This is a genomic window from Paraburkholderia youngii (genome assembly GCF_013366925.1).
GTDB classification, from domain to species: Bacteria; Pseudomonadota; Gammaproteobacteria; order Burkholderiales; family Burkholderiaceae; genus Paraburkholderia; species Paraburkholderia youngii.
This window is the reverse complement of the sequence record NZ_JAALDK010000001.1, coordinates 880,828-900,708: the sequence shown is the minus strand read 5'-3', so window position 1 is coordinate 900,708 and position 19,881 is coordinate 880,828. Positions and strand designations below refer to the sequence as shown.

Genomic DNA, 19,881 nt, shown 5'->3' with positions numbered 1-19,881 from the left:
TCGCGTGCACCGCCCTCGAGCGAAAGTCTGGCTGCACAGAGCCTTACACAAAACCTGAACCGCAACGCAGTTGAATCAGCAGGTTCAAATTCAGACTGATCAACTTCCGTGAATTTATCGATCTGATGTCACACGTGTAGCAACAGCCGGCATTCTGGAAACGAGTTGCGCAGAACTCCGCCTTCGCACCGATATGAGGGAGATATGCATAGACCCATCGACACTGAAACCATTCCGAGCAATGAATTGCAGCAGGTCAGGACGACTTATGCCAAGCTTTGCGAGGACTACCTTGCACATCGCGCCGATGGTGAATACCGGGACTATGTGCAATCGGTCATTGCCAACGACGCCAGTCTCGATCGCCATGTGCGCGCGTTCGAAATTTATGCACCGTATATCAAGCGTGGAATGAAAGTGCTCGACTGGGGATGCCGTCACGCCCCAGATTCGTGCATGCTTCGTACGCTCTACCGGGACATCGAGATATATGGGTGCGACCTATGCAACGATGGGCAATTCGCGGAATTCCATCAGTACGCCGGATTATCTTTCGCAGCGCTCGATCATGAATTTCTGCTGCCGTACGAAGACAATCAATTCGATGTGGTGATTGGAAGCGGTGTACTCGAGCACGTGGCTCGCGAACAAAAGAGCATCGATGAGCTATGGCGCGTGCTGAAAGACAACGGTTTGCTGATAATCACATTTTTACCCAACCGCTTATCGGCAACAGAAAACGCCTGCAGAGTGATGAAGAAGTACACGGGCCATAATCGACTGTACAGCCTCAGCGACGCGAAGCGCCTGTTTCTCAGTTCGGGATTCGTGCTAGAAGAATGCGGCTATCATCAGGTCTTTCCGACGTTCGCAAAAGGCATCAAGGGCGGCGGAGCGCTCAATGCACTGGCCAATATCGGCATGAAGCTGAACCGGCCTTTCGAACGGATACCGATCGTCAATGCGGTCTCGGCAAATCTGTATTTCATCCTCCGCCGCGTTCATGAGATGTAGCGGTAGGCCGCCGAGGCGGCCTACCCCGTCGGATCATTGCGCAAGGCCGCACCGCCCTCCTGTTGCGAAGTCACGAATCCTCTCAATGCGGGGGTGAGTCGGAAGACGAGCTTCTCCAGTTCCACCACGAGGAAGAACAGGACGCCACCAGCAAAGAGCCACCCCCACGCCGACAACGGCAAAGCCTCGGTGTGGAAAACGGCCTGGAACGGGAACGTATAGGTGAATAGAAGCTGCAACACCACGACCCCGGCTATCCCGTACCACAGATGACGATTGCCCATATGGGCGCGCACGGTCAGTGACGAATCGAGCAGATACCGGATGTTGAGCAGATAGAACACCTGGCCCAGCGTAATCGCGTTGACCGCGGCCGTGCGCGCCAAATCATCCGACGCCCCGTGCGACTTCATCCAGAAGAAGGTCGATAGCGTATAGAGCACGAGCGCCGCGCCGACGAACAGGATGCGCCAGATGCCGAAACGCGTGACGATCGGCCGGTCGATTGCGCGCGGCGAGCGGCGCATCACGTCGGCCTCGTGCGGCTCGAAAGAAATGGTCAGGCCGAGCGCGACCGAAGTCACCATGTTGACCCACAGGATCTGCGGCGCCGTGATCGGCAGCGTGAAGGCGAACAGGATCGCCACCGCGATCACCGCGCCTTGCGCGATATTGGTCGGCAGCATGAACAGCATCGCCTTCTCGATGTTGTTGTAGACCGTGCGCCCCTCCTTCACAGCCGCGGAAATCGACGCGAAATTGTCGTCGGCGAGGATCATCCCCGCCGCCTCTTTCGTCACCTCGGTGCCCTTGATCCCCATCGCGACGCCGATGTCGGCCTTCTTCAGCGCGGGCGCATCGTTGACGCCGTCGCCCGTCATCGCGACGATCTGCCGATTCGCCTGGATCGCCTTGACGAGCCGCAGCTTGTGCTCGGGACTCGCGCGCGCGAACACGTCGACGCTGCGCACGCATTCCTGCAGCGCCGCGTCGTTCATCGCTTCGATCTCGGCGCCGGACACGGCCGTTTTGCCGTCGCCGATGCCCAGCATTCTTGCGATTGCCGCCGCCGTGATCTTGTGGTCGCCCGTGATCATCGTCACGCGGATGCCCCCGCCGTGGCATTCGCGCACGGCCTCGATCGCCTCTTTGCGCGGCGGGTCCATCAGACCCACGAGGCCGAGCAATACGAGGGTGCGCGGCAGGTCCTGCGGCCCGAGAGTCCCCGTACGCAGGCCCGGGTCCGGCAGCCACGCCAGCCCGAGCACGCGCTCGCCTTGCGCGGCGAGCCGGTCGCCCTCTCTTGCGAAATGCTCGCGATCGAGCGGCACCGGGCCTTGCGCCGTTTGCTGGCGGTCGCAATGATCGATGATCACCTCAGGCGCGCCCTTGACCAGCAGCATCTCGCCGTCGGCCGAGCGGTTCAGCGTCGCCATGAACTTGTGCTCGGACTCGAACGGAATCACGTTGATCCTCGGCGCGGCCGCGGTCTCGGCCGCACGGTCCATGCCCAGCTTGGAAGCGAACGGATAGAGCGCACCCTCGGTCGGGTCACCCTCCACTTTCCATTTCCCTTCTTCCTCGAAGAGTTCGGCGTCGTTGCACAACAGCGACACACGGCCCATCAGCTTCAGCACGTCCGGCGCGGCGCCGAGCGGCTTGCCATCGGCGCTGACCTGTCCTTCGCTGGCGTAGCCGTCGCCGGTAACGGAATAGCCCGCTTCCGCCGTCACGGCGGAGGTCACCATCATCTCCATCAGGGTCAGCGTGCCCGTCTTGTCCGAGCAGATGCGCGAGACGGCGCCCAGCGTTTCGACCGCTGGCAGGCGGCGAATGATGGCGTTGCGCTGCGCCATCCGCTGCACGCCGATGGCGAGCGTGATGGTGATCAGCGCCGGCAGGCCTTCCGGGATCACCGACACCGCAATCCCGACGATGGCCTGGAACAGCTCGACGAACGTCATGTGTCCGAGCCAATGCCCATAGGAGAACAGCAGCACGCTGACAACGGCGATAACCGCCGTGATGACGTAGCCGAATTTCTTGATCTGGCGCAGCAGCGGTGTCTCGAGCGCGCTGACTTCGGCGAGCATCTGGTTGATCCGGCCAAGCTCCGTATGGCTGCCGGTCGTCACCACGACGCCGGTTGCCCGGCCCGACAGGACCATCGTGCCGCAGAAAGCCATGTTCTCGCGGTCGCCGACCGTCGCTTTGGCGGGCACCGGCGCGGTGCTCTTTTCGGCCGGGAGGGATTCGCCCGTGAGAGCCGCTTCTTCCGTGTGCAGATTCCTCGCGTCGACGAGACGCATGTCCGCCGGGATTTTGTCGCCCGATTCCAGTAGCACGATGTCGCCAGGAACGAGTTCATCGGCGGGGATCAAGCGAACCGCTCCACCACGCATCACGCGCGCCTCGGCGGACAGCATGTTGCGAATCGAATCGAGCGCCTTCTCGGCGCGTCCTTCCTGAATGAAGCCGAGCAGCGAGTTGAGAATCACGACGGCAAGAATGACCGTGCCATCGAGCCACAGGCCCATCATGAACTTGATGAAACCGGCCACGAGCAGCACGTAGATCAGAATGTTGTGGAACTGCATCAGGAAGCGTGCGACCGGCCCTCTCTTCTTGCCCTGCGGCAGGCGGTTCGGCCCATAGGTGGCCAGCCGCCCGGCCGCTTCCGCGGCATCGAGGCCCTGCGCGGGATCGACGTTGAACTGCCGTTCGATGTCACCGGCCGGCATCGCATGCCACGGCGTCGCACTCTCAACTGAGCTCATCCTCGTGTCTCCCGGTTCCAGTGATTTCGGGTCAGGGGGCCGCTCTCAATGATCCGGATCGTCCCCGGGTTGATCGGGTCACGTCTCGTCCACCGCTTCAGCGTCGAGCTCCTCCCTCGCGGCCGCGAGATCCTTCATCTGCTCTGGCGTCGCTTTCGGATATGCGAGGTCGAGCTTCTCGACGGCCTCGACGATCGCCGCCGCGACGATGAGGCGCGTGAAAGGCTTGTTGTCGGCGGGCACGACGTACCACGGAGCCGCTTCGGAGGCCGTCGCGCGGATCGCCTCTTCATAGGCCTGCATATAGTCGTTCCAGTAGCGACGCTCGCGAACGTCGGATGCGGAAAACTTCCAGTTCTTGTCGGGATTGTCGAGGCGTTCCATGAACCGCTTCTTCTGCTCCCCGTACGACAGGTTCAGATAGAACTTGACTATGACCACGCCCTGGCGCGTCAGATAGTCTTCGAAGCGCGCGATGTCGGCGAGCCGTTCGTCCCATATGTTGTTGCCGACCCGTACCGGCGGAATCTTCTGCGCACGGAGCAGATGCTGATGCACGCGCACCACCAGCGCCTCTTCATAGTACGAGCGGTTGAAAATACCGATGTGCCCGCGCTCAGGCACTTTCCTCGAATAGCGCCAAAGGAAGTCGTGCGAGAGTTCCTCATCCGACGGCTGCTTGAACGAGATGACATCGCACCCTTGCGGATTGACGCGCGACATCACGTGCTTGATCGTCCCATCCTTTCCCGCGGCGTCCATGGCCTGGAATACCAGCAGCACGGCCCAGGAATCCTGCGCGTAGAGGACCTCCTGCTCCATCGCGAGCCATTTCGATCCGCGCTGGAGCAGTTGCTGCGCCTCTCCCTTATGCATTTTGAGTCCCAGCGTCTCGCCGGGATCGAAATTCTTCAGGAAGAAATCTTTGCCGCTCGTGACGCGGAACGGATCGGTGTATGCCCGCAGCGCGTCGAGTATTTCCGTGCGAACCATCGCTTGTTTCCCCACGACATCTGCAATCAGTTGCCTCGCAACCGCGGTCGTACTGGTCACAACTCTTTCTGATAATAGGTCACACAAACGGAAACGTGCTCATCGGCAACGTCGCTGCGCAGTGGGGTAGCGACGAAAACGGCGAGTTGGCGACGACACCAGCGCCGTCGGCGGCTGCCTCGAGCGCGGTCATCGCGGGTGAGAAATGGTGGCCGGGCGATTCGTCGGGGACCGGCATCCTCGCGAATTCGGCACACTTGCGCCAATACGACAGACCGGCATGGACGATGCCGCGATCGCCGTGCACCGAAGGCAGCGACGCGAGCGAATCGAGTCGTTAGCGACTGATGGAAAAGCGGCGCCCCGAAGAACGGGGCGCCGCCGTATGACGCGCTGGAAGACCGCGCCCTAGCCCGGCGCGCGCCCCAACACCTGGGAATCCGACGACGCCGCCGTCGTCGACGGCTCGTCATGGCCGTGCCCATGCCCCGTGGTCGTGACCGCATTGGTGCCGCCGGGCCGACGCACGGACTTCGCATGCCGCTCGATCAAGCGTTGCAGCAAACAGAACGCGCACAGCAGCGCGCCGATCACGATCCGCGTCCACCACGAACTGAGCGTGCCGTCGAATGTAATCAGCGTCTGGATCGTGCCGAGAATGCCGACGCCAAACAGCGAGCCGACCACATAACCGACGCCACCGGTCAGCAGCGTGCCGCCGATCACCGTCGCTGCAATCGCATCCAGCTCCATACCCTGCCCTTGCAGCCCATAACCCGACAGCACATAGAACGTGAACACCGCGCCGCCGAGCGCCGAACAGAAGCCGCTCAGCGCATACACGCCGACCCGCGTGCGCGCGACCGGCAGCCCCATCAGCAGCGCCGAGCGCGGATTGCCGCCGACCGCATATACGTTGCGTCCGAAGCGCGTGAAATGGGCGACATAGATCGCGGCCGCGAGCGCCACGAGCGCGATCAGCACGTTCGCCGATACCGAACCGACGCCAACATTGAGACGGAACGCGGAGATCGCCTTGAACGTCGGATCGGTGATCGTGATCGACTGCGTCGTGATCAGAAAGCACAGGCCACGCGCGAAGAACATCCCCGCCAGCGTCACGATGAACGCCTGCAGGCGGAAGTAGTGAATCAGCGCGCCCTGCACCGCGCCGAACACCGTGCCCATCAACAGCACGATCGGAATGATCAGCCACACCGACACGTGCATGTGCTCGGACAGCACGGCTGCGACGATCGTCGTCAGCGCGACGATCGAGCCCACCGACAGATCGATGCCGCCCGACACGATCACGAACGTCATGCCGATCGCGACGATCAGCAGGAACGCGTTATCGACGAGCAGATCGAGCAGCACCTGCCATGAGAAGAAGCCTGTGTACATCACCGAACCAAAGCCGAATAGCGCGCAGAACAGCAGGACCGTCACCGCGATCGGCAGCGTGCGCGGATCGATCACGCGGGCGAGTGCTTCGAGAAAGCGCGTCATCGTGCCACCCCGCGCGATTTGATGAGCGACGCGCCGAACGACACCGCGAGCGCGCGCGCCGCAGGCGACTGGATCACGCTGACCGCGAGCACGACGGCCGCCTTGACGACGAGCGTCGCTTCCGGCGGCACGCCGATCGAATAGGTCGTGTACGTGAGCGTCTGGATGATCAGCGCACCGAGCACGGTGCCTGCGAAACTGAAGCGGCCGCCGAGCAGCGACGTGCCGCCGAGCGTCACGGCAAGAATCGCGTCGAGTTCGAGCAGCAGGCCAGCGTTGTTGCCGTCCGCGCTGCGCACGTTCGAGCTGATCAGGATGCCCGCCAGCGCCGCGGTCAAGCCCGAGAAGCTATACACCGCGAACACGATCGCCTTCGAGCGCAAGCCGACGAGCCGCGTCGCAACCGGGTTCACGCCGATCGCGCGAATGAACAGGCCAAGCGCCGTGCCCTCCACCAAAGCAGCGGTCGCCAGCACGGCTACGGTCGCGATCCATACCGAGCACGGCACGCCGAGCCAGTAGCCGCCGCCGACGAACAGATAGCCGGGCGCACCGATCGGGATGATCTGCCCGGCGGTCAGCAGTTGCGCGATGCCGCGGCCGGCGACCATCAGAATCAGCGTCGCGATGATCGGCTGCATGCCGACGAACGCGACGAGCAGCCCGTTCCACATGCCGCTCAAGATGCCGACGACGAGCGCGGCCACGAGCGCCTGCACGATCAGCGCACCGCTCGGCACGGCCTGAGTCGCGAGTATCGTCGCGGCCGCGGCGCCCGCGATCGCGACCACCGCGCCGACCGAGATGTCGATGCCGCGCGTCGCGATCACGAGCGTCATGCCGATCGCGACCAGCACCAGCGGCGCCGCGCGATTCAGAATGTCAATCGGCGCGCCGAACAGGTGACCGTCGAGCGTGCGCAGCGCGAGAAAATGCGGATTGACCAGCAGGTTCAGTCCGCACAGCAACAGCAGCGTCACGCACGGCCACAGCAGCGGCCGCTCGACGCCGTCGCGCGCGAACCAGTTCGATAGCTTCATTCGCCGCTCCCTGCGATGAGTCGGTAGATGTTGTCTTCGTTCGATGCCTTGCCGGCCACCTCGGCGATCTTGCGGCGATCGCGCAGCACCGCGACGCGATGGCTGACGCGCAGCACCTCGCTGATCTCCGACGAGATGAACAGGATGGACAGGCCGTTCGCGCACAGCGCGAGCAGGCGGTCCATGATGTCGAACTTCGCGGCGACGTCGATGCCGCGGGTCGGCTCGTCGAGGATCAGCAGTTTCGGATCGGTCGCCAGCCAGCGCGCGAGCAGCGCCTTCTGCTGGTTGCCGCCGGACAGGAGCGCGATCGGCTGCTCGGCGTCGGACGCCTTGATGCCGAGCCGCTCGATCCACGTATCGGCCAGTTCGCGCGCGCGTTGCCGGCTGATCTTGCGCCACCAGCCGCGCCGCGCCTGCAACGCGAGCATGATGTTTTCACGAATCGACAGCTCGGCGACGATGCCTTCCTTCTTGCGGTCTTCCGCGCAATAGCCGATGCCGTGGCGCACCGCGTCGTGCGGCGTGCGCAGCCGCACGGGACGCCCTTCGACGAGGATCGTGCCGCTGTCCGCGCGATCCGCGCCGAACAAGAGACGTGCGGTTTCGGTGCGCCCCGAGCCGAGCAGTCCCGCGAGGCCGAGTATCTTGCCGGCGTGCACTTCGAGATCGATCGGCTGTAGCGTGCCGCGACGGCCGACGCCGCGCAGTTCGATGAACGGCTGCTTGGCCGTTGCCGTTGCTTGCTCCGGGTGATCGTGCGCGATCTCCTGCAGATCGTCGGCGGCCTGACCTTCGTGCGCCGCTTCGCGCAGACGCGCGCTCATGCGCTCGTGGCCGACCATCTTCGCGACCAGTTGATCCGCGGACAGATCGCGTGCCAGATATTCACCTTCGCGCTCGCCGTTGCGCATCACCGTGATGCGATCGGAGATCGCGTAGGTCTGCTCGATGAAATGCGTGACGAACAGGATCGCGATGCCCGATTGCTTGAGATGGCGAAGGATTTTGAAAAGCTGCGCGACTTCGCTGTCGTCGAGGCTCGAAGTCGGCTCGTCGAGAATCAGCACGCGCGCATCGACTGACAACGCTCGCGCGATCGCGACCATCTGCTGCACGGCGATCGGATAGGCGTCGAGCGAGCGCGTGACGTCGAGCGACACGTCGAGGCGCGCGAGCGCTTCCTGCGCGCGCCGCTTGATGTCGGGCCAGTCGATCGCGCCGAAGCGGCGCGGCTGCCGGCCCGCGAAGATGTTCTCCGCGACCGACAGATTCGGGCACAGGTTCACTTCCTGGTACAGCGTGCGCACGCCGGCCGCCTCGGCTTCCTGCGGCGACGCGAACGCGACCACCTCGCCGCCGAGGCGGATCGTGCCGGCATTGGGTGCAAGCACGCCGGTGAGCACGTTGATCAACGTGGATTTGCCGGCGCCGTTCTGGCCCATCAGCGTATGGACCTCGCCGGGAAACAGGCGGAAGTCGACGTGTTGCAGCGCCTTCACGCCCGGAAATGTCTTGCTGACGCCGGAGGTCGCCAGGATCGGTTCGCGCGCGCTCGTGTCATTCTGTTGGCTTCGCGCACCCGGCGACGTGCCGCGCTGCGGCTGGTCCGGCTGAGTCGGTTCGGTAGCGGATTGGGTCATGGACCTCGCTCGATCGGCTATGCATGGTTCGGCAGGCCCCAGCGGCATGCTCCCGCGGACGCAGGCTCCTGAAAAGAGACCGCCCGCTGCAGAAGGAAGCAGCCCGGGCGGTCAGGCACCACTGGAGAAACCTGTTCGATGCGTCCGTACTGCACATCTCCTTCGCGCCGTGGGCCGCGTCGGCCCGGGCGCCTGAACACCGCACACGCCGCGGCACTCGCGCGAGCGATGCCGCGGCGGCGTTGCGCGCCGCGTCAGTACTTACGCGACGGCAAAGTTTGCGCAGCGACGCTCATCGGGAAGACAGTCTCCTGAGTCAGGATGCGCTTCGGCAGCGGCTTGCCAGCCACCACGTCTTTCACCGCCGTCATCAGCTGCGGTCCGAGCAGCGGGCTGCACTCGACGTCGACGTTGATCTTGCCGGCGGCCATCGCCTGGAAGCCGCCCTTGGTCGCGTCGAACGAAACCACCACGACGTCCTTGCCCGGATGCATGCCGGCTTCTTCCATCGCCTGGATCGCGCCGAGCGCCATGTCGTCGTTGTGAGCATAGACAACGTTGATCTTGTTGCCGTAGGTTTTGATGAACGCTTCCATCACCTGCTTGCCGCCGGCAAGCGTGAAGTCGCCGCTTTGCGACGCGATGATCTTGAACTTCGGATCGCTCTTGATCACTTCGATCAGACCCGAGTGGCGGTCATTCGCCGGCGCGGAGCCGACCGTGCCTTGCAGCTCGGCGATGTTGATCGGACCTTTATCGTTCTTGTAGTTCTCCTCGAGCCACTTGCCGCCGCGTCGTCCTTCTTCGAGGAAGTCCGAGCCGATCATCGTCACGTACAGCGACGGGTCCTTTACGTCGATGTTGCGGTCGGTCAGGATCACCGGAATCTTCGCCGCCTTGGCTTCGAGCAGCACCGGTTCCCAGCCCGATTCGACAACCGGCGAGAACGCGATTACGTCTACCTTCTGCGCGATATACGAGCGGATCGCCTTGATCTGGTTTTCCTGCTTCTGCTGCCCGTCGGAGAATTTGAGGTTGATACCGGCTTCCGTCGCTGCCGACTTCACCGATTCGGTATTCGCGGTGCGCCATGCGCTTTCCGCACCGACTTGCGCAAAACCGAGCGTTATTTTCTTGTCTTCGGCATGCGCGCCTGGCGTGGCCAGCGTTAGCACTCCGAGACTCGCGGAAAGCGCGAGCGCGCCCAGAGCGCGACACGCGGCACGTCGTGTATTCGCCATGACAGTCTCCAATCGTTGTTGTGTAGACGACCCAGCGGTCAGCCCGGCCCTCGTGGCCCTCACGGCGCATGGATCGTGATGTAGCGTACTGTGCGACGCGTTACCCGTCCAATCATATGATTCGCGCCCTCGATACCAATTTTGGTATAGCGCGCCGATCAGAGCATTGCCGCTCGCTGATTTAGGTCGGCGTGACTCTCGGGGTGACCCAGCGAAACGTCAGATTGATGCGCTCGCCGCTCACGCGCGGCTCCTTCGGCACCCGATGGCGCCACTGCGCCTGGGTGTCGCCCTTCATCACGAGCAGGCTGCCGCCCTTCAGCGAGAACGATTGCACGACGCCACTGCGGTTGTGTTGCAGATCGAACCTGCGCGCGACGCCGAGACTCACCGACGCGATCACCGGTTGCTTGCCGAGTTCGGGCTCGCGGTCCGCATGCCACCCCATGCTGTCGGCGCCGCTGCGGTAGCGATTTAGCAGCACGCTGTTAAAACGCGCGCCGCTGGTCGCCTCCGCGGCGGCCTTCAGTTCAGCGACGGCGGGCGTCCACGCTTGCGGCACGTTGCGGATGCCCGAGTAGATATACACCGCGTCCGGCTCGCCCTGCCAGGCGGTCAGACGCGGCAGTGCAACACGGCCGCCAGGCGTGCCCATCATGTCCTGGCGCCATTGCACTTCGTCGATCAGGCGGGCGAGCAGGTGTTCGGCGTCGGCCGGTGCGAGCCAGTCGGGATACCAGTCGACGTCGGGGGTCGGCAGGTCGTTGAAAAGATCGGTGTTCATCGGAATGCCTGGATGCAAGCGGACGAGTCAGTACCTTGGCTATTATGGCGACGACGGCTCACGCGCTGATTCACGCGCCTTGCTCTTTCATTCGACGCGGCTCTGCGCGTTCCCTCTATTCTTTCGCACGGGTCGCTTCCATGACACTTTCCGATCAGGCGCTCGCGCAGCTCTTTCGCGACGCGCGTACGCACAACGGCTGGCAGAACAAACCGATCGACGACGCCGTGCTGCGCGAGTTGATGGAGCTCTTCCTGCTCGGCCCGACCTCGGCCAATTCGAGTCCGGGCCGCTTCGTGTTCGTCAGGACGCCGGAGGGCAAGGAGAAACTGCGCCCGGCGTTGTCGGCCGGCAATCTCGAGAAAACGATGGCCGCGCCCGTCACGGTGATCGTCGCCATGGACATGGCCTTCTACGAGCAGCTGCCGAAACTGTTTCCGCATGCCGATGCGCGCAGCTGGTTCGTCGGCAACGAGCGGTTGATCGCGGACACGGCATTTCGCAATTCGACGCTGCAAGGCGGCTATCTGATTCTCGCCGCGCGTGCGCTCGGGCTCGACACCGGGCCGATGTCGGGCTTCGATCAGGCCAAGGTCGACGAAGCGTTCTTTGCGGGCACGCCGGTGAAGTCGAACTTCCTGATCAATCTCGGCTATGGCGATCCGTCCAGGCTGTTTCCTCGCAGCCCGCGTTTTTCGTTCGACGAAGCGGCGCGGATAGTGTGACGGTGCGTTGATGATGGATGGCGCGGCGGGTGTCGCGCCTCGCGTTGCATCGAATCTCGTCAGGTTAGCAGCGCGATATAAAACACCACGGTGCCGATCAACGCGCCGACGAAGCAGAAGCCCTCATCGGCTTCGTCGCCATTCGAGCGCAGCCACGCGCCGACCGCGCCGAACAGGCCCGCGATGCCGAGCGCGACACACACCATCACGACGTCGAACAGTGCGCTTTTGCCGAGTTCGGAGAAATCGATGCCGCGCACGCCGATGTAAAGCGCAATTGCCATCAGCGAAAGGCCGACGAGCGGCAGCATCACATGGCTACCCTCGTATCCGACATGATGCGCATGATGCGCATGATGCACGTCGTCCGCGTGATGCCACAGGTGGCCCGGTTTGAGCAGCTTCATGGTGTGCCTCCCCCCGCCGATCTTCTCCGGCGACAGATCCAGTCATGCCCGAAGCGCGCTGCGCTGCCCCGGCAACAGGCTGTTTGGTTCCAAGCATACTCCACGCATGAATACAATTCAAAGCCCATTTAATTCGTTTGCATAGGCATCAAATGCTTCGCGCGTGCCCTTGTAAGTATGTGCTGAGCACGGAATGCGCCTGTCCCCGGCGAAGCGCTGTCGTGGCGCGTCCCGGCGCCTTCCGGCGGCCGTCTCGTGCGGTGCGGGAGCATGAATATTGCAGCCACGGCAAGGGACCCAACATGTCGGTAGAATGATTCGCCGCGTTCGCTAACCGTCGCGCACGCAAGCACTGCCCGCCAACGGATCGCCGCCCCGCTGTCGCTGTCATGCCGGCCCTTTGGCCCCCTTCCCGTCCTGATCCTCTTTATGCGACGTTCATCGTTTCTTGTCCGCATCATCCTGATTGGCATCCTGCTGCATATCTACGTTGGATTGCGCCTGATTCCCGACATGCCGATCGACTCGGCCGGCCGCGGACTGTGCGTGCTGTGGCTCCTGCTGTCGATCTACCTGATTCCGGTCGGCATGATGGCGCGCGGCTTCAAGCGCCAGCCGCTCGGCGACCGGCTCGCGTGGGTTGGCCTGCTCGCGATGGGCTTCTTCTCGTCGCTGCTGGTACTGACCTTCGCGCGCGATCTGATGCTGGCGTCGCTGCTGACGATCGACGCGATCTGGCCGAGCACGCTCACGATCGCGCATTGGCGCACCGGCTCGGCGGCGGCGGTGCCGCTGCTCGCGCTGCTGTCGACGCTGATCGGCCTCGTCAACGCGCGCCGTCGCGCGCGTGTCGTCACGATCGAAGTACCGATCGACGATCTGCCTGCCGAGCTCGACGGCTTCACGATCGTGCAGATCAGCGATATCCACGTCGGCCCGACGATCAAGGGCCGCTATGTCGACGCGATCGTCGACGCGGTGAACCGGCTCGAGCCGGATCTGATCGCGGTGACGGGCGATGTCGTCGACGGCAGCGTGCCGCAGTTGAGCCGGCATACGCAGCCGCTGTCGCGGCTCGCCGCGCGGCACGGCGCGTTTCTCGTGACCGGCAATCACGAGTACTACTCCGACGCGAACTCGTGGATCGCTGAATTCCGCCGGCTCGGCTTGCGGGTGCTGCTCAACGAACACGTGATCGTCGATCATGACGGCGCGCGCGCCGTGATCGCCGGCGTCACCGATTACTCGGCGGGTCATCACGATCCCGCGCATCGCAGCGACCCGGTCGCGGCGCTCGCCGGCGCGCCGGGGGACGTGCTGATCAGGGTGCTGCTCGCGCATCAGCCGCGCTCGGCCGAAGCGGCCGCGGCGGCCGGCTTCACGCTGCAGTTGTCGGGTCATACGCACGGTGGTCAGTTCTTTCCGTGGAATTTCTTCGTGCGGCTGCAGCAGCCGTTTACGGCGGGCCTCGCGCGTCTGGACGGACTATGGGTTTATACGAGTCGCGGCACGGGCTATTGGGGACCGCCCAAACGACTCGGCGCGCCTTCGGAGATCACACGGTTGAGACTCGTACCGGCCGAACCCGATTGAACTCAACATTCGCAGTCCGGAGCAATTAATTGCAGCCTTTCAGCATTAAGGCTAGGGCAACACTAAATGCACACTCCGTGCCGCTCGCGGCTTGACTGATCTTTGCGCAGCCCTCTAAAATTCGCGCAATTCTTCTAACCGGAATCATGATCTTGGACAGTAGCAGTTGTACGAGCCGAGTATCGATTTGCCCGCTCGCCTGAGCCCCAGGATTTCCGCGTCAGTCTTTTCTGTCGCCGTCCTGCCCTCGGGCTCGATGGCGCATGTCGCTCTCATTTCATTGTCATTCGCGTACTGGCGGTAAAGCACGGCGTGGCTCGATGCCATGCCGATGCCGCACGCTCCGGCCGCTGCACTTGTGTGCGCGCGTACTTCGTCCCGCCGCATGCACTTGCCGTGCACGAGGTAGACGATCTGGTGTTCTCACGCGTAGGCTTCACACTGCGACAGCGCGCACGCCAACCTTTCTGAACGATGACACTCGAATTCTTCCTGCGGCTTCTGACCGCTTTTGCTTGCGGCGTCGCAATCGGCCTCGAACGACAGATGCGCCAGCGCACCGCCGGCCTGCGCACGATCACGCTCGTGGCGAGCGGCGCGTGCCTGTTCGTCACGCTCGGCGTGCTGACCGGCAACGGCGTCAGCGGCATTACGCAGATTGCGGCCTATGTGGTGTCGGGCGTCGGCTTTCTCGGCGGCGGCGTCATCATGCGCGACAAGGGTTCGATCCAGGGGATCAACACCGCGGCGACGCTGTGGTGCTCGGCGGCCGTCGGCGTATTGAGCGGCGCGGGACATTACGGACCGGCGTTCGCCGGCACCGCGGTCGTGCTGCTGGCCAACACCGTACTGCGCGAAGTGAGCCGGATGATCAACCAGACACCGGTTTCAAACGCCGACCTCGTGCGCGAGTACGTGCTGACGATCGTCTGCCGCGAAGCCGACGAGATCCACATTCGCACCGCGATTTCCAACTCGATGTACTCGGCGCCGCTGTCTTTCCAGAGCCTGACCAGCGAGGATGTCGAGGACGAGCCGGCGCGCATTCGCGTGACGGCGACGCTGACGATGCATCCGAAGGATCAATCGAAGCTCGAACAGATGGCGAGCCGCCTGAGCATGGAAAAGAGCGTCTCCAGCGTCAGTTGGACCGCGCGGGAAGCGGAACCGACACCGGAGTGAAGCGCTGTGCACAAGTCTCCTCTGTTCGCGCGCATCGTCTACACTTAGCTTGCAGCAGATTCAGATAGTGTTAATTCCGCGTCCCGAACGTGGACCGTCCCATAACCTTCGACTAAGCTCTGTCACCGTGATTTGTTCACACTCAACCAGGGAGTCTCGAATATGGAACACGGCATCATTGCATGGCTCATCATCGGCGCGATTGCTGGCTGGCTCGCGGGCGTATTGGTCAAGGGTGGCGGCTTCGGCCTGATCGTCGACATCATCGTCGGGATCATCGGGGCGTTCATCGGCGGTTGGCTCGCGGGCGTGCTGCATATCTCGATCGGCAGCGGCTGGATCGCCTCGATCATCACCGCGGTGATCGGCGCGGTCATTCTGCTGTTTATTATCCGGCTCGTGCGACGAGGCTCCTGAGCACAGCATTCGATTTCATCAAGCGCCAGCGGGCTCGTGCCGCTGGCGCTTTTTTATTGCCTGTTTCTGCTGCTTTTATCGCGGCGATTGTGTGCGCTGCGGCCGTTGCACATCAGGCCGGCAGCATCGAGCCGGTATCGCGCAGCCGCGTATGCCATGCAAACGCCTGATCGAGGCAATGCGGGGTCTGCCCTCCCCAACGCAACGCATCGCGGTAGTAGTCGCGCAACAGTTCGCGATACCGCGGGTGTACGCAATGCTCGAGGATCAGCGTCGCACGTTCGCGCGGTGCGAGGCCGCGCAGGTCGGCGAGACCTTGCTCGGTGACGACGACGTCGACGTCGTGTTCGTTGTGGTCGCAATGCGGCACCATCGGCACGATGCTCGAGATGCGGTCGTCCTTCGCGGTCGACTTGGTCGCGAACACCGCGCACGACGCATTGCGCGCAAAGTCGCCCGAGCCGCCGATGCCGTTCATCATGTGCGTGCCGCCGACATGCGTCGAATTGACGTTACCGTAGATATCGAATTCGAGCGCGGTATTGAGCGCGATCAGACCGAGCCGCCGAATCACCTCGGGATGGTTGCTGACTTCCTGCGGACGCAGCACGAGCCGGTCGCGATAGCGCTCGATATCGCCGAACACCTGCGCCTGCCGCGCGGCCGACAACGTGATCGACGCGCCGGACGCGAACGCGACCTTGCCGGCGTCCATCAGATCGAACGTCGAATCCTGCAAGACTTCTGAATAGATTTCGAACACATCGAAAGGCGAATCGACGAAGCCCGCCAGCACCGCGTTGGCGATCGTACCGATGCCAGCCTGCAACGGCGGCAACTGCTTCGGCATGCGGCCACGCGTGACTTCGTGCTGGAAAAATTCGATCAAGTGGCCGGCGATCAACGCGGTTTCGCGATCCGCGGGCAGCACGGTGGACGGGCTGTCGGCCATGTCAGTGATCACGATCGCCGCGATTTTCTCCGGCGGAATCTCGATCGCGGGTGTGCCGACGCGATCCTGCGCGCGCACGATCGGCAGCGGCTCGCGATGCGGCCGGCGCCCCGGAATCCAGATGTCGTGCAGGCCTTCGAGCTCGAGTGGCTGCGCAAGATTGATCTCGACGATGACCTTGTCCGCGAGAATCGCGAAGCTCGCCGAATTACCGACTGAAGTTGTCGGCACGATACCGCCGCTTTCCGTGATCGCGGCGGCCTCGATGATCGCGACATCGAGCTTGCCGAGCTGGTTCGCGCGCAGCATCTCAACGGTCTCGGACAGATGCTGATCGACGAACATCACTTCGCCGCGATTGATTGCGTCGCGCAACGTCTTGTCCACCTGAAACGGCAAACGGCGCGCGAGCACGTGCGCTTCGGTCAGCATGCGGTCGACGTCATGACCGAGCGAGGCGCCCGTCATCAGCGTGATGCGCAGCGGCTCGCCCAACTGGCGCGCACGCTCGGCAAGCGCGACCGGCACCGCTTTCGCGTCGCCCGCGCGCGTGAAACCGCTTGCGCCAACGCGCATGCCGTCGTGAATCAGAAGCGCCGCGTCGGCGGCCGTGGTGATTTTTCCGCGCAGGGCGGTGCAGCGAATTCGGTCTTCGTACATGAAAGGGAGTCTCTCCATAGTCGCCAGCTCCGTCTACTGGTGCGCACGTCTGCGGTGTGCTTCGCTCAATAGGCGGTAGCCGCACCCGCTGCGGCGTCTCGATCGGACGGCGTCGCGAGCAGGTGTTGGGTCGCGTGACAGGTCCGCGACAGGTGTTGCGCGTGAAGCAGCCGGACTCAGCTGCCGAAGAAGATGTTGCAGAAGCTCATCGGGCCAACGCATTCGTCGGCTTTCGCTTTCGGCGCTTCCGCATGCTTGCGCGCGGCACCCTTATCGGCGCGCCGGCTATCCGCTTGCGCAACCTGCTGGTCCGGCGCGGCCGGCGCCGTCTGTGCATAGGCGGCGGCAGCGGTAGACAAAGAACAGGCGATCAGGATCAACTTCAAGACTTTCATCTCATTCTCCAGGGCTTACAACTACTGCGACGCCTACTGCGAGGCAGTGACGGCACTATATGACCGTCATCAACGCGGATTAACGGGGCCGGCCGGAAGAGATCTTTCCATATGGCAGAAGAATCCACGAAGCATTGCTCAGCGACGATTGAACGGCGCGTCTTTGTCGAGCAACGCGCTACGAATGAAGTGCAAACAGCTCAGGATGCGCTGCAGATCGTGACGCCGGTCGCGCTCGGCATGCACGGTCCGCAGTATGTCTTGCGCGAGCCAGGTGGCCGAGCGCACGGTGACGAGTGCGCGTTCGAGCGAACCGCGACCGGGGCGTTCGAAAAGCCGGGCGAGATCGTCGCAGGTGTGTTCGATCACGCTGCGCCAGCGCGGCTGAAGGATGTCGGCATAATTCGCGCGCGCGGCTTCGTTGCGCAGATCGATGACGGCGTGACCTACTTCGATCGTCGCGAGCATCCAGCGAAGTGCGTCGCGCCGTCGTCGCGAACGACGTGTCAGCAGCACGCGCAGTTGTGAAGTCAGATCGTGCGTGCCCGCCTGGAAACGTCGGTTCAGTCCCGGCAGAGCCTCCTTGCATGCCGATACCGTCTGCGCCCGCAGGTCGCCCATGATCCGGTCGATCAGCCAGCGCATATCGGCGGGAAAGACCACCGCGAATGCAACAGCCGCGAGCAGCATCGACGCGGTCAGCGCGATGCCGTTGTTGATCAGCAGATCAGGCACGTAGGTGACGACGTTATCCGGTCCGGCCAGCAGACAGAAGAACACCGAAAAGCCGATGCCAAACCCCGCTGCGCCGCGACGTGTCGCGATGAATGCGCCGAGTGCGAGCACCGGCGCGAGTGCCGCGCAAAGCAGCGGGAAACCATCGATGTTGGGATACACGTAGCACATGAACGCGTAGCCGGTCAGCGTCGCGAGCACCGCGCCGATCGCCATCTGCATGGCCATCCTGGTAGCGCTCGGCGCGGTGGACGTCAACGCACAGACCAGCGTTGCGCCGATCACGGCAAGGCCGCCGCTCGGCCAGTTGGTCGCGATCCAGAACGCGCCGGCGATCCCGATGACGACAGCCGAGCGCAGAAACGTGAACAATACGGCGAAGTGGTTTGTGTGGCTGATCGGTCTGCTCGTGCAGTCGCTCTTATTTGGGCTCGAGCCGCGTCGCAGGCTTTGCTGCCAGCTTTCTGATTTGCGCCACAAGCTTGCATAGGTTTGCGAATAATTCATCCATTCGCCCACGAATCGATACAGCAATTCGGCTGCCGTGTCGAAGTCCGCAAGCGATTCCGCGGACGCGGCTTCGAGGGGCCGCCTCGTTTCGCGTACCCGGCGTGGCAGGTTTGCTCGAAAGAGGCGCAGATCGGCTGCTGCGTGCGAGGCTTCGACGCCTGCTTCAATTGGTGCTTGTGCTTCGAACAAGGCTCCGAGTTCGTCGAGGTATGGATCGATGGCCGCGAGTATCGACACCGCGCCGCTCGCACGCAACCGTTTGAGCAACTGATTCAGCGCATGCAGACGTGCGCATGCATCCATGAATTCGCAATTCAGGCGCGCCAGATGCGCACTGCGCGAGCGCATCGCCGGGTCTTCGAATGCGACGAACGTACGCGTTGCTTCGAAGCCAGCGATTTCGTCGACGAAATCCGCGAACCGCCGTTCGAACTCATGGCGCTCGAGCCCGCGTGCGAGCACATCGACAGCCAAGGCAGTAAAATCCGCGTACCTGATCTGAAGGTTACGTCGTAGCGCCAGGCTTGAGCGTTGCGGCAGCAGCAATGCGCTGACCGCGCTGGAACACACGATGCCAACCGCCACTTCCGCCGCGCGCGCGAGTGCTGCGAGGAACAGTCCCTCGGGCGTCGTCACGTTCGGAATGCCGATCAGCGCGGCGGTGTAACCGGCGAGCACAAAACCGTACCATCTGAAATGCCGATACCGGACCGCCGCAGCAATACAGGCGCTCACCCACGCGATCATGCCGAGCATGTACAGTTCGGGCTGCTGGGTGAACAGCCCACCGAGCACGAGCGCGGCCGCGGTCCCTACCGCCGTTCCGAGAATCCGGTAGAAGCTCTTCGCGAGCACCATGCCGCTGAACGGTTGCATCAACACAAAGACGGTCGTCATCGCAATGCGCGGCTGCTGCAAATCGAGCAGCATCGCGATGCCCAGCGCCAGCAGCCCGGCGGTTACCGTCTTCAGCAGATGAAGCCAGGTCAGACCGTCGTTGCTGGCCCAGTCACGCAAGACCCGATTGAGTTTGGCTCGACTGAGTCGTCGCCGCATGAGACCGCGCGGACCGAAGAAATCCGACGACGGTTCGATCGCATGATCGGGTTTCATCTGAAAACAGTGCACCCCACGTGGTCGCTGAGAGAGCCTCCGGGCAGAATCGCTGACACCGACAGGCGAGGCGCCGATTGTAGGAGTCCCCGTTGCACGCATTAAGACGACGAGTGCAGAACATCTGTTCCAAAACAGACAACAATAGTGCCCCGGGACTGACGGAAAATATGATCCTGGTCATGAAACAG

17 protein-coding genes are annotated in these 19,881 nt (G+C 63.1%); 5 read left to right on the top strand and 12 right to left on the bottom strand.

What is annotated here, in order from left to right:
- Nucleotides 1–204: 204 nt before the first annotated feature.
- Nucleotides 205–1,014, top strand: coding sequence for a class I SAM-dependent methyltransferase (locus tag G5S42_RS04225; RefSeq protein WP_176105666.1), 810 nt, complete (start codon nt 205–207; stop codon nt 1,012–1,014).
- Nucleotides 1,015–1,034: 20 nt separating this feature from the next.
- On the opposite strand, the gene G5S42_RS04220 is transcribed toward G5S42_RS04225, so the two are convergent.
- The 8 genes from G5S42_RS04220 to G5S42_RS04185 all read right to left on the bottom strand — a co-directional run bounded on the left by G5S42_RS04220 (nt 1,035) and on the right by G5S42_RS04185 (nt 11,001).
- Nucleotides 1,035–3,791, bottom strand: a complete 2,757-nt coding sequence (locus G5S42_RS04220; RefSeq protein ID WP_176105665.1) for an HAD-IC family P-type ATPase — start codon at nt 3,789–3,791, stop codon at nt 1,035–1,037.
- A gap of 78 nt (nt 3,792–3,869) precedes the next feature.
- Nucleotides 3,870–4,784, bottom strand: coding sequence for a polyphosphate kinase 2 family protein (locus G5S42_RS04215; protein ID WP_176105664.1), 915 nt, complete (start codon nt 4,782–4,784; stop codon nt 3,870–3,872).
- Nucleotides 4,785–4,863: 79 nt separating this feature from the next.
- On the bottom strand, nt 4,864–5,091 hold the full coding sequence (locus G5S42_RS04210) for a hypothetical protein (protein ID WP_176105663.1): 228 nt from the start codon (nt 5,089–5,091) through the stop codon (nt 4,864–4,866).
- A gap of 101 nt (nt 5,092–5,192) precedes the next feature.
- Nucleotides 5,193–6,293: a galactofuranose ABC transporter, permease protein YjfF gene (yjfF, locus tag G5S42_RS04205; protein ID WP_176105662.1), complete on the bottom strand. Its 1,101-nt coding sequence runs from the start codon at nt 6,291–6,293 to the stop codon at nt 5,193–5,195.
- Nucleotides 6,290–7,333: an ABC transporter permease gene (locus G5S42_RS04200; protein WP_176105661.1), complete on the bottom strand. Its 1,044-nt coding sequence runs from the start codon at nt 7,331–7,333 to the stop codon at nt 6,290–6,292. Before G5S42_RS04200 ends, yjfF begins: the two co-directional genes overlap by 4 nt.
- Nucleotides 7,330–8,976: a sugar ABC transporter ATP-binding protein gene (locus G5S42_RS04195; protein ID WP_176105660.1), complete on the bottom strand. Its 1,647-nt coding sequence runs from the start codon at nt 8,974–8,976 to the stop codon at nt 7,330–7,332. The genes G5S42_RS04200 and G5S42_RS04195 overlap by 4 nt, the downstream gene beginning before the upstream one ends.
- Nucleotides 8,977–9,230: 254 nt before the next feature.
- Complete coding sequence (locus G5S42_RS04190) at nt 9,231–10,217, bottom strand: ABC transporter substrate-binding protein (protein ID WP_176105659.1); 987 nt, start codon at nt 10,215–10,217, stop codon at nt 9,231–9,233.
- Nucleotides 10,218–10,398: 181 nt separating this feature from the next.
- The gene (locus G5S42_RS04185) at nt 10,399–11,001 is read right to left on the bottom strand and encodes an alpha-ketoglutarate-dependent dioxygenase AlkB family protein (RefSeq protein WP_176105658.1); all 603 of its coding nucleotides are present in this window, start codon (nt 10,999–11,001) and stop codon (nt 10,399–10,401) included.
- Nucleotides 11,002–11,141: 140 nt separating this feature from the next.
- On the opposite strand from G5S42_RS04185, the gene G5S42_RS04180 reads away from it, so the two are divergent.
- Nucleotides 11,142–11,726, top strand: a complete 585-nt coding sequence (locus G5S42_RS04180) for a malonic semialdehyde reductase (protein ID WP_176105657.1) — start codon at nt 11,142–11,144, stop codon at nt 11,724–11,726.
- 59 nt (nt 11,727–11,785) lie between these two features.
- Here the strand turns inward: G5S42_RS04180 and G5S42_RS04175 are convergent, their stop codons facing one another.
- Nucleotides 11,786–12,133, bottom strand: coding sequence for a hypothetical protein (locus tag G5S42_RS04175; RefSeq protein ID WP_176105656.1), 348 nt, complete (start codon nt 12,131–12,133; stop codon nt 11,786–11,788).
- 429 nt (nt 12,134–12,562) lie between these two features.
- On the opposite strand from G5S42_RS04175, the gene G5S42_RS04170 reads away from it, so the two are divergent.
- From G5S42_RS04170 to G5S42_RS04160, 3 genes are all read left to right on the top strand, one after another.
- Nucleotides 12,563–13,726, top strand: coding sequence for a metallophosphoesterase (locus tag G5S42_RS04170; RefSeq protein ID WP_176105655.1), 1,164 nt, complete (start codon nt 12,563–12,565; stop codon nt 13,724–13,726).
- Between the two features lie 474 nt (nt 13,727–14,200).
- Complete coding sequence (locus tag G5S42_RS04165) at nt 14,201–14,908, top strand: MgtC/SapB family protein (protein WP_176105654.1); 708 nt, start codon at nt 14,201–14,203, stop codon at nt 14,906–14,908.
- 162 nt (nt 14,909–15,070) lie between these two features.
- Entirely contained in the window at nt 15,071–15,325 is a 255-nt protein-coding gene (locus G5S42_RS04160) for a GlsB/YeaQ/YmgE family stress response membrane protein (RefSeq protein ID WP_176105653.1), read from the top strand.
- Between the two features lie 112 nt (nt 15,326–15,437).
- Here G5S42_RS04160 and scpC read toward each other — a convergent pair whose 3' ends face one another.
- The 3 genes from scpC to G5S42_RS04145 form a co-directional block, all read right to left on the bottom strand.
- Nucleotides 15,438–16,937 carry a succinyl-CoA:acetate CoA-transferase ScpC gene (gene scpC, locus G5S42_RS04155; protein WP_176110329.1) on the bottom strand — a complete coding sequence of 500 codons (1,500 nt, stop codon included), beginning with the start codon at nt 16,935–16,937 and terminating at the stop codon, nt 15,438–15,440.
- A gap of 176 nt (nt 16,938–17,113) precedes the next feature.
- Nucleotides 17,114–17,332 (bottom strand): hypothetical protein, encoded by a 219-nt coding sequence (locus G5S42_RS04150; RefSeq protein WP_176105652.1) that lies wholly within the window; start codon nt 17,330–17,332, stop codon nt 17,114–17,116.
- A 138-nt stretch (nt 17,333–17,470) separates the two neighbouring features.
- Nucleotides 17,471–19,690 carry an FUSC family protein gene (locus tag G5S42_RS04145; protein WP_176105651.1) on the bottom strand — a complete coding sequence of 740 codons (2,220 nt, stop codon included), beginning with the start codon at nt 19,688–19,690 and terminating at the stop codon, nt 17,471–17,473.
- Nucleotides 19,691–19,881 lie beyond the last annotated feature (191 nt).